Origin of the sequence: Polaribacter reichenbachii, assembly GCF_001975665.1 — a bacterium.
Taxonomy (GTDB): domain Bacteria; phylum Bacteroidota; class Bacteroidia; order Flavobacteriales; family Flavobacteriaceae; genus Polaribacter; species Polaribacter reichenbachii.
In genome coordinates this window covers 1,563,665-1,577,516 of the sequence record NZ_CP019419.1, presented here as the reverse complement: position 1 = coordinate 1,577,516, position 13,852 = coordinate 1,563,665, and the positions used below count along the sequence as shown (strand labels likewise).

The 13,852-nt window shown below is 28.6% G+C and carries 13 protein-coding genes; 3 read left to right on the top strand and 10 right to left on the bottom strand.

What is annotated here, in order from left to right:
- The first annotated feature begins 116 nt into the window (after positions 1-116).
- The gene (locus tag BW723_RS06540) at positions 117-698 is read left to right on the top strand and encodes a hypothetical protein (RefSeq protein WP_068357218.1); all 582 of its coding nucleotides are present in this window, start codon (positions 117-119) and stop codon (positions 696-698) included.
- 84 nt (positions 699-782) lie between these two features.
- On the opposite strand, the gene BW723_RS06535 is transcribed toward BW723_RS06540, so the two are convergent.
- The 4 genes from BW723_RS06535 to BW723_RS06520 all read right to left on the bottom strand — a co-directional run bounded on the left by BW723_RS06535 (position 783) and on the right by BW723_RS06520 (position 4,950).
- Positions 783-1,565: an enoyl-CoA hydratase-related protein gene (locus BW723_RS06535; RefSeq protein WP_068357220.1), complete on the bottom strand. Its 783-nt coding sequence runs from the start codon at positions 1,563-1,565 to the stop codon at positions 783-785.
- A 67-nt stretch (positions 1,566-1,632) separates the two neighbouring features.
- Positions 1,633-3,042 (bottom strand): sensor histidine kinase, encoded by a 1,410-nt coding sequence (locus tag BW723_RS06530; RefSeq protein WP_068357222.1) that lies wholly within the window; start codon positions 3,040-3,042, stop codon positions 1,633-1,635.
- 51 nt (positions 3,043-3,093) lie between these two features.
- Positions 3,094-3,558, bottom strand: a complete 465-nt coding sequence (locus BW723_RS06525) for a hypothetical protein (RefSeq protein ID WP_068357223.1) — start codon at positions 3,556-3,558, stop codon at positions 3,094-3,096.
- Between the two features lie 60 nt (positions 3,559-3,618).
- Positions 3,619-4,950 carry an MATE family efflux transporter gene (locus BW723_RS06520; protein ID WP_068357225.1) on the bottom strand — a complete coding sequence of 444 codons (1,332 nt, stop codon included), beginning with the start codon at positions 4,948-4,950 and terminating at the stop codon, positions 3,619-3,621.
- A gap of 97 nt (positions 4,951-5,047) precedes the next feature.
- On the opposite strand from BW723_RS06520, the gene BW723_RS06515 reads away from it, so the two are divergent.
- Complete coding sequence (locus BW723_RS06515; RefSeq protein WP_068357228.1) at positions 5,048-5,839, top strand: universal stress protein; 792 nt, start codon at positions 5,048-5,050, stop codon at positions 5,837-5,839.
- A 1-nt stretch (position 5,840) separates the two neighbouring features.
- Here the strand turns inward: BW723_RS06515 and BW723_RS06510 are convergent, their stop codons facing one another.
- Both BW723_RS06510 and BW723_RS06505 read right to left on the bottom strand, forming a co-directional pair.
- Positions 5,841-6,062 (bottom strand): hypothetical protein, encoded by a 222-nt coding sequence (locus BW723_RS06510; protein ID WP_068357231.1) that lies wholly within the window; start codon positions 6,060-6,062, stop codon positions 5,841-5,843.
- A gap of 69 nt (positions 6,063-6,131) precedes the next feature.
- Positions 6,132-8,870: a PD-(D/E)XK nuclease family protein gene (locus tag BW723_RS06505; RefSeq protein ID WP_068357234.1), complete on the bottom strand. Its 2,739-nt coding sequence runs from the start codon at positions 8,868-8,870 to the stop codon at positions 6,132-6,134.
- Between the two features lie 69 nt (positions 8,871-8,939).
- Between BW723_RS06505 and BW723_RS06500 the strand changes: the two genes are divergently transcribed.
- Positions 8,940-9,722, top strand: coding sequence for an amidohydrolase (locus tag BW723_RS06500; protein WP_068357237.1), 783 nt, complete (start codon positions 8,940-8,942; stop codon positions 9,720-9,722).
- 226 nt (positions 9,723-9,948) lie between these two features.
- Here BW723_RS06500 and BW723_RS06495 read toward each other — a convergent pair whose 3' ends face one another.
- From BW723_RS06495 to BW723_RS06480, 4 genes are all read right to left on the bottom strand, one after another.
- Positions 9,949-10,932, bottom strand: a complete 984-nt coding sequence (locus BW723_RS06495) for an acyl-ACP desaturase (protein ID WP_068357240.1) — start codon at positions 10,930-10,932, stop codon at positions 9,949-9,951.
- Positions 10,933-10,936: 4 nt separating this feature from the next.
- Positions 10,937-11,665 (bottom strand): lysophospholipid acyltransferase family protein, encoded by a 729-nt coding sequence (locus tag BW723_RS06490; protein ID WP_068357243.1) that lies wholly within the window; start codon positions 11,663-11,665, stop codon positions 10,937-10,939.
- Between the two features lie 3 nt (positions 11,666-11,668).
- Entirely contained in the window at positions 11,669-12,091 is a 423-nt protein-coding gene (locus BW723_RS06485; protein ID WP_068357248.1) for a hypothetical protein, read from the bottom strand.
- Between the two features lie 95 nt (positions 12,092-12,186).
- Positions 12,187-13,845 carry a choice-of-anchor J domain-containing protein gene (locus tag BW723_RS06480; RefSeq protein ID WP_068357251.1) on the bottom strand — a complete coding sequence of 553 codons (1,659 nt, stop codon included), beginning with the start codon at positions 13,843-13,845 and terminating at the stop codon, positions 12,187-12,189.
- Positions 13,846-13,852 lie beyond the last annotated feature (7 nt).

The following is a 13,852-nucleotide window of genomic DNA, read 5'->3' as shown; positions in this document are numbered from 1 at the left end:
TAAGAATTCAAAATATTTTAAACTGATAATATAGAACATATATTTGCCAATTGTGTTGTTTTATAAACTAGACTTCTACCATAACTTTGCAGTATAAATCTTAAAAAATTTATATTATGAAAACAATTAAAAGAACAGTATTAGTAGTAGTTTTAATGTTGGGAACATTAGTAAACTACGCAAACAATTCAGAATTGAAAAATGTATTAGATGCTACAAAAACAAAAGTAGTATTTAAAGGAACAAAGAAAGGACAACAATTAACAATAAAAGATGGTAATGGAGTTGTTCTTCATTTCGAAAACGTTAGCAAAGCAGGAAACCTTGTAAAGTTTTTTGACTTTTCTAAATTAAAAGATGGTAATTACACTTTAGAATTAGAAAAAGATTTCGAAATTGTAATTAAATCTATTATGGTTAAAGGCGATAATGTGGTTTTTAATGAAGATTCTAAGAAAATAATCTTTAAGCCAGTAATTAGAAACAAAGAAAACAAGTTAATGATTTCTAAAATTGCTTTCGATAAGAAACCATCAGAAATTTACATCTATTACAATGATGAAGTTATTTTTTCAGAAACTGTAAAAAGCGATGCTATTTTAAATAGAATTTACAGCTTAGATGAAGATGTAAAAGGAAGTTACACTGTTGTTATACGTAGCAATGGTAGAAGCTTTAGTAATGATTTTGAAATTTAAAAAAGTTTAACCCTATTAGATTTAAAACATAAATCTAAAAAGAAAACGAGCCTTAATAGGCTCGTTTTTATTTTATAAATATTTTTACTTACCAGGAAAATCTGGTCTTCTTTTTTCTAAGAATGCAGTTGTACCTTCTGCAAAATCATCTGTACCAAAACAGTCTCCAAAACCAGTAATTTCTATACCAAAACCATCTACACCATCTTTAAAACCAGCATTTACAGCTTTTATTGCAGTAGCAATAGCTACAGATGAATTACGCATAATTTTACTTGCTAATTTCTCTGCTAAAGGCAATAACTCTTCCTGTTCTGTTACGTGATTTACTAAACCAACGCTTTTAGCTTCATCGGCAGAAATCATTCCAGCAGTCATAATCATTTCCATAGCTTTACCTTTACCTACCAATTGAGGCAAACGTTGTGTACCTCCATAACCAGGTATTACACCTAAAGAAACTTCTGGTAATCCCATTTTTGCGTTAGTAGATGCAATTCTAAAATGGCAAGACATTGCCAATTCTAAACCACCACCTAAAGCAAAACCATTTACGGCTGCAATTACAGGAGTAGATAAATTTTCTACTAAGTCAAAAAGTATTTCATGACCTTTTTTAGCCAAAGTTTGCCCTTCTTCAATAGAAAAATCAGCAAATTCAGAAATATCTGCACCTGCAACAAAAGCTTTTTCTCCAGAACCTGTTAAAATAATTACTTTAACAGCATCGTCTTCTTCTAAAATTTTAAAAGCATCACTTAATTCTGCAATGGTTTCTTTATTTAATGCATTTAATTTTTTAGGTCTGTTAATGGTAATTTGTGCTAAAGCAGCACTTTTTTCTACTAATATGTTATTAAACTTCATTTTTTATGATTTTAATTTCTTGTTTTTTACTGATAAAATATCAGCATAAAACAAGAATAATAGTGTTCTATTCTTTTGGTAAAATTACAGTAAAAACAGTACCTACACCTTCTTTTGAGTTAAAAGTTATCATACCATCATAAGCTTCTATAATGTTTTTTATCATTGGTAAACCTAAGCCCATTCCACTAGATTTTGTGGTAAATTTTGGTTCAAAAATTAAATCTTTTACTTCTGTAGGTATTCCTTTTCCATTATCAGAAACTGTAATTTTTATATTATTTTTTTCTGATACAACTTTTACATCAATTACAGGATTTTCTTCTTTTTCTGTTGCTTGTAATGCATTTTTTACCAGATTGGTTACAATTCTAATCAATTGTGTTTTATCTAAAGTTGCAAATAGTTCTGCAGACTCTGTATTGTAAGAAATAAAATCTTCATTAAAAATATCTAACGCTAATTTTACTACACTAATTACATCTATTTTTTCTCTTTTCTGGGTTGGCATTTTTGCAAAATCAGAAAAAGCAGAAGCAATAGAACTCATAACATCTATTTGCTGAATTAAAGTTTGACTGTATTCTGCCAATTTTTCTTTAATTTTTTCATCTTCAGGATTAAATTTACGTTCAAAACTTTGTACTGTTAAACGCATTGGTGTTAAAGGGTTTTTAATTTCATGCGCCACTTGTTTTGCCATTTCTCGCCAAGCTTGTTCACGTTCGCTTTTCGCCAATTTCACAGCACTTTCTTCTAGCTGATCTATCATACTATTGTAGGCTTCAACCAGAATTTCGATTTCAGAACTTGCAGAATTTAGCATAATTTTTTCATTACGCTCGTTAATTCTTGTTTGCTGCATTTTATCAGAAATTGTTTTTATAGATCTTGTAATATAACTCGATAAAAAATATGCCATTGCAATTGCAATAAACAGCATTAATAAATACACTAAACCTAATCTAGAAATAAATTCTTTTAACTCGTGTTCTACTTCTGAATTGTCTTGTGTAAACTGCAATTCTAAAATACCAATTCGTTTAAATTTAGGATCGTTTATATACGTATATGAAGTTTGGTAACCCATACCATTTTTTACAACCGGAATTAAAATTCTATGATTCGAATTTTGAGCCAAATCATTTAAAATATCATAAGGTAAAGGTTCTATTTCTGTAGATTCGAAAGCATTTGTTTTTGATGATACTAGTAAATTACCATGCAAATCGAAAATTGAAATATTTAATTTATTGATTGATGATATTTCGTAAATACGTTCTTGAAAGATTTTTGATAAATTTTCTGATTTTACAGGATAGGTTGTTTTAATATTAAGCTCTAACTCTATCGTTAATCGAGTGGTAGCTTCTTTACGCTCAAAACGCTGAATATTATAATCTTTAGTTTGCTCATCATATTGATAAACAGTAACTACTAAGATTAATATTGATGCTAAAATCACCAACACAATCATAGATAAAAAGATGCGTATTCTTAAGGATATTTTTTTAAAGTTGAACAAATTTTAATCTGTTTTTATACGTTTTGTTTTCATAGTTAAAAAGTCGTCAAAATTGCCATCATTATCCCAATCAAAAATACTTTTACCAATAAAACCTTCGTTAGTTTTTGTAATATGATAACTTACTTTCATATTTCTACCATCATAAAAGAATTCTACAAAAAGAGAATCATTTTCTACACTCCATTTTCCATCAGAATCAGAAATTCTTTCATTTTTATTATTGATAAACCAAGCATTAAAAGTACCATCTGCATTGTATTTAGATTGTGCAATTAACTCAGGATTATTATCAAATTTATCTTCATAAACCTCTAAAGAATCAGATTTTTCATACGTTGGCATTTCTATTTTTAAATACGTAGTTTGCCAAGAATCTGTCATATATTCTTGTAAAGATTTTTCTTTTGTACAAGCAACAATAAGTATTCCAAAACAGCTAATAAAAAATATATTTTTTAATTTCATTTTTTAGGTGATTTAAGATTTACAAGATAAGTAAATAATAAAGCGTCTACAAAAGAGATACTAAGAATTAGTAAGTGGCAAAAACTGATTTCTAAACTTCATAATTAATGGAATTCCTCTGGCTAAAATCCAAAGTGTAAAAGCAATCCAAATGGCAGTTAATTTGTAATCTAGCCAATCAAAAAACAATAAAGTTGGTATAAAAACTAATCCTGTAGATAGAATTAAAACATTACGCAAATATTTCATAAAACCCATACCTTTAAACATACCATCAAAAATAAAAGTAATCGCATTTATAGGTTGCGTGATGATAACAATCCAAAATACTTGATAAAATTTTTCTAAAACCAAAGTTTCTTTTGTAAAAACTGTGCCAATTGCATTGTAAAAAAGAAAGCCAACAGCTGCAATTACAACACCTGTAAATAAACCATATTTGGTTAATTTATTACTTAAAATTATTAGCTTTTTATAGTCTTTTGCACCTAATAATTTACCAGCCAAAATATTACCTGCACTAGAGTAACCATCAACCATAAATGCACCTAACAACCAAATATTTAAACAAATTGTATAGGCAGCAATATAAGCTGCTCCGTAATCTGTAGCATAAGAAGTAGCAAAATATAAAGCTGTATTTAAAGCAATAGTTCTAATAAATAGATTGCCAATCATACCCAATAATTTTGGTATTTCTGGATGAAATGGAAAACTTATTTTTAGTGAGATATCTGTTTTTTTTATCAATAGAAATAAAGCAATTATTGCCATTGTAAATTGCGCAATTACACTTGCATAAGCAGCACCTTCTATATGCATTGCTGGTATATAACCATCAACTCCGTAAACAAAAATATAATCTAAAACAATGTTTAATAAAGCTCCAATTATAGCAATTATCATTGGATAATAAGTATTTTGCAAACCTCTGAAAACTCCAAAAATAGCAAAAACAAAAAGTGAAAACGGAAAACCAAAAATCCTAATTTTAAAATAGGTAATACAGTATTCTAAAACACTACCAGATGCATTATAAAATTGAAAAATCTGTTTTGCAAACGGATAAGAAATTGCCAAAACTAAAAAACTACCACCAACAACAATTGCAATAGCTTGTGCTGGTAAAGATTTAATTTCGTCTATTTTATTTGCACCCACATATTGAGAAACAATAGAAGAAATTGCACTTCTTATTTGCCCAAAAACCCAAATTAACATAGAAATAAATGCACCAACAATACCAACTGCAGCCAAACTTTCTGTTGCATTTTCGTTTATATTACCAATAATTGCTGTGTCTGTTATAGATAACAAAGGTTCTGCAATACCAGCAATTAAAGCAGGTATTGCTAATTTATTAATATGCTTAAAACTAATGTCATTTTTCAATGAATCTTCTTTTTTTACAAAGGTAAGTATCTTAAGAAGCAGAACAATTTTTACTTTATTAAAAAATAGTAACTTTGCAACCTAAATTAAACCTATTATGAAACATATTTTAGTACCTATTGGATCTACAGAAAGTGCACAAAAAACATTACAATATGCTATTGATTTTGCTGATGAAATTAATGCTAAAGTTTTTGTTTTTAGAGCTTACAGCGCTCAATCTAAAGCAGGAACAATGATAAATGTTAATAGGATAATTGAACGTGAAACAAATTTATATTTACGAACTATTGTTAAATCTGTAGATAAAAAAGAAGTAGATGTAAATTTAATTTCTGCTAAAGGTACTGTTGTTGATAGTGTTTTGGCAATTGACGAAGAATTAGGTATAGATTTAATTATTGTTGGTGCTAAAAGTAACTCTATTAAAGAAGAAGTTTTTTTAGGAAAAACTGCTGGTAGCTTAGTAAAACAAACAGACATTACTATTTTAACAGTACCAGAAAACTACAAATACAAACCGGTTAAAAGTATTTTAATGGCTTTTAAATCTGGAAATGTAAAAAGTAAAACCGCTTTAAAACCTTTAGAATTTATTGTTGATAAATTTGAAACAACTGTAAATTTACTTTTAGTAAAAACACCTAGTTATTCTGAAGAAGACTTAATAATAAATAAAGATTTAGAAAAACTACAAGGTACTTTAACTGTAACCGAAAATGCGACTACGTTTCAAGGTGTTTTAGAACATTTTCAGACACACAACCCAGATATGTTATGTGTTTTTAGACGTAAACGTGGTTTTTTTAAGAAACTTTGGGAAAAGAACACTGTACTTAAACAAGAGTTTCATACAAGTTTACCTTTGTTGATTTTAAAAGGAAAGTAGTTTATCTTATTTCTTTAAAAGATAAAGGTTCAGAAGAAAAATCCATTGCACAAAAATAAGATGGATAACTCTCTATTGAGTGATATTCTAAACCTACAACTATTTCTGCTAAAGGAACTAAAGCAAAAATTAAAATAAGGAAAACACACATTATTCTAACACTGTTAGGTTCTTTGTCTGTTATTGAATATTCAATTTTAATTTGGTCGTGTTTGTGCTCCATTTTATAAAGATAAAAAATAATTTTAAAGATTTTTCAACTCAATTTATTTCTGTTGAAATTACATAAAACCTAATATTTCAAATCAGCAGGTTCTATAAAATCGACTTCTGGATTGTAAATCTCTAAAATGTAGCTTTTTAATTGCTCTATAAATTCATCTAATTTTTCTTCGGTAATATTGGTATCAGGATTTCTATAGTTTGATGAAAAATTGATAGTTAAAAAACCTGAGTTTAGGTTCTTAAAAGAATAAATTCCAGCTTTTAAATTCTTAGAAAAATCGAACTTTTTACTTTTCGTAAATAAATAACCATACAATAAAACCTGAATGGCTTTGTATTGTTCTTTAGCTCTTAATTCTTCAAAATCTAAAACTTTTAATTCAGAAGATTTCACCATTCCAGATTTGTAGTCAATAATTCTAATTTCTCCATTTAATTCATCTACTCTATCTACATTTCCGTGCAATTTTATGGAGAAATCAATTCCGTTAATTTCTATTTCTGCAGATAAATTTTCTTCTGTAGCAATAATTTTCAGTTGATTATTTTCATCCTTTAAAATTCTTTTTTCTGATGCTAAAAAATTAACCACAAAACGATTGGCAACTTCAAAAATTAAACGGTTTTTACCAGTAGAAATATCTCCATTTTTAAAATAGATTTTAAAATGTTTTACCACCAAATCTTTGGCAGATTTTTCCATTGTTACAACATCATCAAACTTTAAAAATTTACCCATAAATGGTTTATACAACTCATCTAAAGTTTCGTGAACAACAGTACCCAAAGTATTGTAAGCAACTGTTTCTTCTACATCATCGAATTCTTTTATTCTTAAAATTTTCTGTTTATAAAAAGAAACAGGATTGTGCAAATAATTAGTTAATGATGATGGAGAAAAACCTTGTTTTGCTAACTCTTTTAATCGATCAAAAACCAAATCATTTTTTTCAATTTCTTTTAATTCTACTTTTTGAGAAACGATTTTTGGCGATACTAATTTCTGCACAATATCTGTTCTCATCATTTCTAATTGCGTTACAAATCGGCTTTTTTCTCCACTTCCAAAAACATCGTGTTCTGTATTATATAAAATATAAACGTTTTTTGCTCTTTGTAATAATCTAAAAAAGTGATAAGAAAAAATAGCATCTTTTTCTCTGTAAGTTGGCAAACCGAATTCAACTTTTACATCAAAAGGAATAAAAGAATTTAGTTGGCTACTGGCAGGCAAAACACCTTCGTTTGCAGAAGCTAAAATAATGTTTTCAAAATCTAAAACACGCGTTTCTAACATACCCATTAATTGTAAGCCTTTTAAAGGTTCACCTTGAAAAGACAAACTTTCAGAACCAATTAATTGTCTAAAAAACTGTGCTAAAGTTTTTAAATCTGTAAAATATTCAAACTCATTCTGCAATGTTTTTAATTGTGTAAAAGCGGTATAAAAACGGAATAAATATTCTTTTTCTAATGTGTTTACTTCTTCTTTTAAAAGATTAATTAAGTCTAAAATATAATCGATAAAAACAGCTACAGAACTAAAAGGTTTAAAGAAATTTAAGATTACTGTTTTAATTTCCTCTTTTTCTTCTTTTATAAATTCTTGAATAAGACCTTCTGATATAAACATCTGATTTTCTTTAGCAATCTGAGTTGTAAAAACATCAATATTATCTAATAAACCATAAATATTTTGATGCTTTAAAAAGCGAATAACATCTTTATAATAAAACTCATTAACAATGTTTTTCTGTAATTTTTCTTGAGAAATATACAATTGAAAAACTGCAAATAACAAACTTGTAGTAGGCACATCTTTTAAAGGATAACCCATTGTTATATTAATTGCATTGATGTTATTAGGCAAAGAATTTAAAGTAATTGGCAACAAAGTTTCGTCTGCTAAAACTAAAGCTGTATTTTTAAAATTAGTAGATTTCTCTAAAACTTCGCCAATATATTTTATTTGAGTTGTATTTTTTGCAGCACCAATTACTTCAATCTTTTTGGGTTGGGTAAACGTATTTGATAATGATTTCAATTGATGTTTTTCGTAATATTTCCATTCGCTTTTATACCTTCTTATAAATTTACCTGCTTGATGATTTGAGTTGTAAAATGCCTCATCAACATCCCAATAAATTTCGGCATTACCTCTTTCTAAAGTTTTTTGAAACAATAATTCTTCTGCGTTGTTTAACGCATTAAAACCAATAAAAAAGAACTTTTTATTAGTATTTTCATCTAAAAAAATATCTACTTTTTTAGAAGCTTCTTTATACATTAAACCCTGATAACCAATGTTTTTATTCAATAAAAATTGATAAAAAGCATCGTAATAATTATTTAGTTTTTCTAAAAACGAATTATGATCTTTAATTAATTCAGTTTCTTTAAAAGTACCTTTTACAGACCATTTTCTTAATCGCTCTATATCTCTTAAATAAATAAAAATGTCTTTGGTATTTACCAAATGTTGATCAATTTCATTAAAATCTTGTAACACTGTTATTGCCCAAGAAGAAAAAACATCAAAAGAATCTGGATTTTTTTCTATGCTTTTATAAATTCCGTAAAAATGAAACAAAAGCTGAATGCTTTCTGCTTTTTGTACTCCAGAAATTCGCTGAATAAATTGCTCTATATTTAGCATTTCTGGTAAAAACCCAATACTAATTTTATCTTTAAACTCTTGCTTTACAAAAACCTTTGCTCTTTGCGAAGGCAGTATAAAAATCACATTTTCAAATGATTTTGTGGTTTGTAAAATATCATCTAAAGTTTCTGAAATAAAAGATTGCATCGTTAATTTTTGGTTTTCTAAATTACAAAAACTTACATTTATACCTCTTTAATCTTTAATTTTATTTTGATGAAAAACGAATTACGAGTTGTAGGTATTCAAGCGGATTTGGTTTGGGAAAAACCTGCTAAAAATCTTGCCTTTTTTGAAGAAAAAATTAAAAGTTTATCTAAAAATACAGATTTAGTGGTTTTGCCAGAAATGTTTAGCACAGGTTTTACAATGAAACCCAAAAATGTAGCTGAAAAAATGAATGGAATTGCTGTTTCTTGGATAATAAAAATGGCAAAAGAAAATGATATAGCAATTACTGGAAGTCTGGTAATTGAAGATGATTTAAATTATTACAATCGTTTAGTTTTTGTACATGATTCTGGTAAAATAGAAACGTATGATAAGAGACATTCTTTTTCTTTGGCTGGTGAAGATAAAGAATACACTTCTGGAAATAAAAAGTTAATTGTAGACTATAAAGGATGGAAGATTTGCCCTTTAATTTGTTACGATTTGCGTTTTCCTGTTTGGACAAGAAACACAGAAAATTACGATCTTTTAATTTATATGGCAAATTGGCCAATTAAAAGAATAAAAGCTTGGGATACGCTTTTAAAAGCACGTGCAATAGAAAATATGAGTTATACTATTGGCGTAAATAGAACAGGTACAGATGCCAATAATTATGCCTATTCTGGAGGTTCTGTTATAGTTGATTATTTAGGTGATGAAATTTCGAATTTACCTAAAAATGAAATCGGAATTATTGAAGCTACTTTAATAAAAAACAGTCAACAAAAAGTTAGAAAACAATTGGGCTTTTTGAATGATAAAGATGATTTTAATATTCTTCTCTAAGTAATAGAATAACTTAAATATTTTATAAAAAATAGACCCTTCAGGTTTTGAAAACCTGAAGGGTCTTTAAATTTTTGTTTTTTAATTCTAATACAAACTAAAAAAATAAATATTGTTTTCTGAAACTAATTAAAATTAGCAAACAAGCTTAGCCCTGATTAGAACGACATCCTTTTTTGTTTTTCACAAAAAAGATATAGTGGAAAGCAGGAAATAGCTTCTAAAACTAACTAGGTTGTAACATCCATTTAAACTGAAAATCTGTGTCTGGCACTTTTATTCTTTCTGTAATTCTGTACATTCTGTCTGGAAGCTTCATTAAATAGTCGCGTGCTTTTTCTGCTTCTGGTGTTAGGTTTGTTATTTTATCAATCTCCCACATTGTGTTCAATTTCTTTAAAATATCTACATAATCGAAACCTGTGTAAACACCAATTCTTTGTGCAACTGTAGAGAAATCGTCGAATAAACTTCCTTTTTCGCCAAAAGATTCTCTTAAATGCATTGCTGGCATCACAATTTTATGTTTCATCATGTGCTGAAAAGCCAACATCATTTCACTGGCATCTATTTGAAAAATTTCTTTTACAAAATGTGCATAGGCTTGGTGATGACGCATTTCGTCTCCAGCAATAATTTTGGACATTTTAGCCAATGCTTTGTGTCCTTTTTTACGTGCAATTTTAGCTACATTGTTGTGAGAAACATAGGTTGCTAATTCTTGAAATGTAGTGTACACAAAGTTTTTATATGGATCTGTAGATGTACCAATATCAAAACCATCTGCAATTAAATGCTGTGTAGAAATTTCTACTTCGCGCATATTTACACGTCCTGATAAATACAGATATTTATTTAAAACATCTCCATGTCTGTTTTCTTCTGCGGTCCAAGTTCTAACCCATTTTGCCCAGCTATTATCTGGGTCTTGACAAACGCCATCTAAATCTAATAACCAAGATTCGTAGGTTGGCAACGCTTCTTCTGTAATAGTATCACCTACTAAAACTACCCAAAAATCGTCATGTAATTCTTTAGATATTTCTCTAATTTCTTCTACTTCTGTTATAAAAGAATCGCTCTGAGAATTAGGTAAAAAATCTGTAGGCTGCCAAATTTTTTCGGCAGGTATTAAATAGGTTTCCATAAAGCTCTGCATCTTTTGTTCTAAAGTTAGCATCACTTCTTTTCTTACGTTTTTTATAGACATAATTTTATTTTATATGAGCTGTAATAACAGCTTCAGTTTTTTCTAATAATTCTTTAAATGGCATTGCATCTATTTTTATAGGCTCGTGCACTGTAATTATAATCGGGCTTCCTATACCTAATGGAAATTTTCCGTACTTAAAAACTTTCCAAGAATTATTAATTGTTAATGGTACAACATAGCCTTCTTTGTTATACTTTGTAAGTATATTTAAGCCATTTGGTGCAAACTTTTTAGGCTTGCCTGTTTTACTTCTTGTACCTTCTGGAAAAATTGTTGCAGACCATTTATTTTTATTGATTTTTTTTGAAAAATTAATCAATTCTGTAATCGCTTGTTTCGGATCTTTTCTATCAATTAACGCTGCACCACCATTTCTTAAATTAAATGAAATACTTGGTATGCCTTTGCTTAGTTCCTTTTTTGATACAAATTTTGGAATATGTTTTCTAAAATACCAAATTATTGGCGAAATATCAAACATACTTTGATGATTAGATACAAAAATGATGGTTTTACCAACAGGTATATCATAATCATTCTTAATTTTTACTGGCACTCCTAATATTAGTAAACTTTTTACTAAAAACCAGTTCATAATATCTACTACACTTTGATGGCCATTAGATCCACCTAATTTTAAACCTAACCATTGTATAGGATGAAAAATAAGCAATAGTAAAAAGAATACTGCAGCAAATATTGATGATAGAAAATAACTTAAAATTTTCATTAATTATATCCAGTTACTCCAAGGAATTCTTGAAAGGATTAGTAATAATGCCAAACCATAAAAAATGGCAAATGTTTTAAATTTTGCAGAATCTTCTGTTTTTTTCTTGTGTTTAGACCAACCAATAGTAATTAAAACAATTGCAATAATCATCATTATAGGGTGTTCTACAGCTAGTAATCTTACTGCTTTGTCTGCCATAACCTCACTTGCATTATCTTTTAAAGCGATATACCAAGGAGACATAAAATACCAACCTAAACCTATTAGTAATTGAATATGAGAAACAATTAAGCCAAATAACCCAATTCGTAAATCTTTATCTGTAAATTGTTTTTTTTGTACTAAACCAATTATTGCGTTTACAACCGCAAAAATTAAAATAAGTAACACTAAATAAGCCCAATAAGAGTGAACATTTTTCATCATAATAAGTATCGTTTGATGCCGTAAAGTTACAATTTTATGTATAAAAAAACCACCTCTGATGAGGTGGTTTTAAAATATTTATAATTAAAGAATTAGTCGTTTCTTACGTAAACACCATCTTTTAAAATATAATTGATTGTAATGTTATGAGAAGAACCATCATATACATAAATAGTTATCGCAAATTTTTGATCTTCTGCTAAACCTGGGTAACGTGCTTCTATAACCGTGTTAATAGCTGCATCAATTTGATCATCATCCCAATTAAATGTACTGATATTACCATAGTTTTCTAAGTTACCGACAGCACTAGAATAACCTGCAACATCTCTATAAGTGTCTGCAATTAGCGTATAATCTGCACCTGTTAACTCATATTTAATAGTATTATCTGGCACCCAAGTTGTACCATCATGACCTAATTGTAAAGTAGTTACTATTGTAGATTCATAACCTGTCCAAACACCAGAAGTATAGGTATAAAGATTACCTCTTAATTGAGCACCTGATGAACTTGAGTAATACTTATAAATTACATCTAAAACATCACCTTCTTTAGCATAAGGGTATTTGATACCTAAGAAAGTTGGTAAATAATCATCTGGAGAAATAGAACTACCAAAGTTATTGTATTCACCTGGTTGATCGTCACCTTCTCCCATAGAATCAAAATCAGCATCGCTTAAATAGTAAACACCTTCAGATAATTCCCAAGAAGAACCATCAAAGGTATAGAATTCTGATACACTTTCTATTTTTCCTTCTACACCTGAAGCTTTTAAAGAAACATAATTTAATTGATAAGTACCTGTTTCAGTTTCAGAACCTGTAGATGTATATTTAAATGCAATATTGATAGTTTCTCCATTATATGCAGCTAAACTATACTCTTCAGATACTATATCATCCCAAGTACTTCCGTCTGGCACGTTAACTAAATCAATAACATCCCAAGTTGCCGTTGAAATATTGTCTGTATAATCCGTTGAGATTAAAACACTAAACCCTGAAGGATCTCCATAATTAAAAGTTTGATTAACTTGCAAAGTTGAATTTGGGAAACTAGATAAATCAATACCTGTTGAAATTAACCAATCTTCATTTTCATATCGTTCTCCACTATCATAACCTGTTACTTCTATCCCATATTGAGTAGCCACCCATGTTTGATCTCCACTAACACTAACAGCTTCATAATCTAACAAAGATTTTTCACCTGCAAAATCTGCAGTATAGAATTCTGTAATTCCAATTACAGTTTCACCAACATATTGGCTATATTTAGCTAATACAACATCTCCTTCTTCAGCAGTTGTAAAGTTATCTTCTAAAGTAGTAGGTATAAAATCTCCAGCATTTTCGCTTTCATAAAAAGCTACTGCATTGTCTGTTGTAAATGATGGATAATCTGTAAGTTCTAAAGAGTATTCATCAGAATATGTATAATCGCTAATACCTTCAGCATTACCTATGTATAATTTATACTCAACTAATGCAGAGGAACCTTTTCCCCAAACTGGGTATTTTTCTGCTAAAAAATCTGGTAATAATTCTTTTGCTTCATCTTCTGAGTTAAAGCTTCCATAAGTTAATTCGAAAGCTTCATAATCTTCATCAGTAACCGTATAAGTTACGTCTCCTACAATTGCTGTTGGGTTGGCATCTATTTCTTCATAAATGTCTTCCATTGGGTTTTCACACCCTGTAAATAACAATGAAAGTATTGCTATAGAATAAAATATTTTTTTCATTTTTTTA

Bases quoted from the DNA above. Each gene is read 5' to 3' on its own strand.
- BW723_RS06490 (WP_068357243.1), bottom strand. From the start codon at position 11,665: ATGAAAATTTTAAGTTATTTTCTATCATCAATATTTGCTGCAGTATTC.
- BW723_RS06525 (WP_068357223.1), bottom strand. From the start codon at position 3,558: ATGAAATTAAAAAATATATTTTTTATTAGCTGTTTTGGAATACTTATT.
- BW723_RS06500 (WP_068357237.1), top strand. From the start codon at position 8,940: ATGAAAAACGAATTACGAGTTGTAGGTATTCAAGCGGATTTGGTTTGG.
- BW723_RS06510 (WP_068357231.1), bottom strand. From the start codon at position 6,062: ATGGAGCACAAACACGACCAAATTAAAATTGAATATTCAATAACAGAC.
- BW723_RS06540 (WP_068357218.1), top strand. From the start codon at position 117: ATGAAAACAATTAAAAGAACAGTATTAGTAGTAGTTTTAATGTTGGGA.
- BW723_RS06480 (WP_068357251.1), bottom strand. From the start codon at position 13,845: ATGAAAAAAATATTTTATTCTATAGCAATACTTTCATTGTTATTTACA.
- BW723_RS06530 (WP_068357222.1), bottom strand. From the start codon at position 3,042: ATGATTGTGTTGGTGATTTTAGCATCAATATTAATCTTAGTAGTTACT.
- BW723_RS06495 (WP_068357240.1), bottom strand. From the start codon at position 10,932: ATGTCTATAAAAAACGTAAGAAAAGAAGTGATGCTAACTTTAGAACAA.
- BW723_RS06515 (WP_068357228.1), top strand. From the start codon at position 5,048: ATGAAACATATTTTAGTACCTATTGGATCTACAGAAAGTGCACAAAAA.
- BW723_RS06485 (WP_068357248.1), bottom strand. From the start codon at position 12,091: ATGAAAAATGTTCACTCTTATTGGGCTTATTTAGTGTTACTTATTTTA.
- BW723_RS06535 (WP_068357220.1), bottom strand. From the start codon at position 1,565: ATGAAGTTTAATAACATATTAGTAGAAAAAAGTGCTGCTTTAGCACAA.
- BW723_RS06505 (WP_068357234.1), bottom strand. From the start codon at position 8,870: ATGCAATCTTTTATTTCAGAAACTTTAGATGATATTTTACAAACCACA.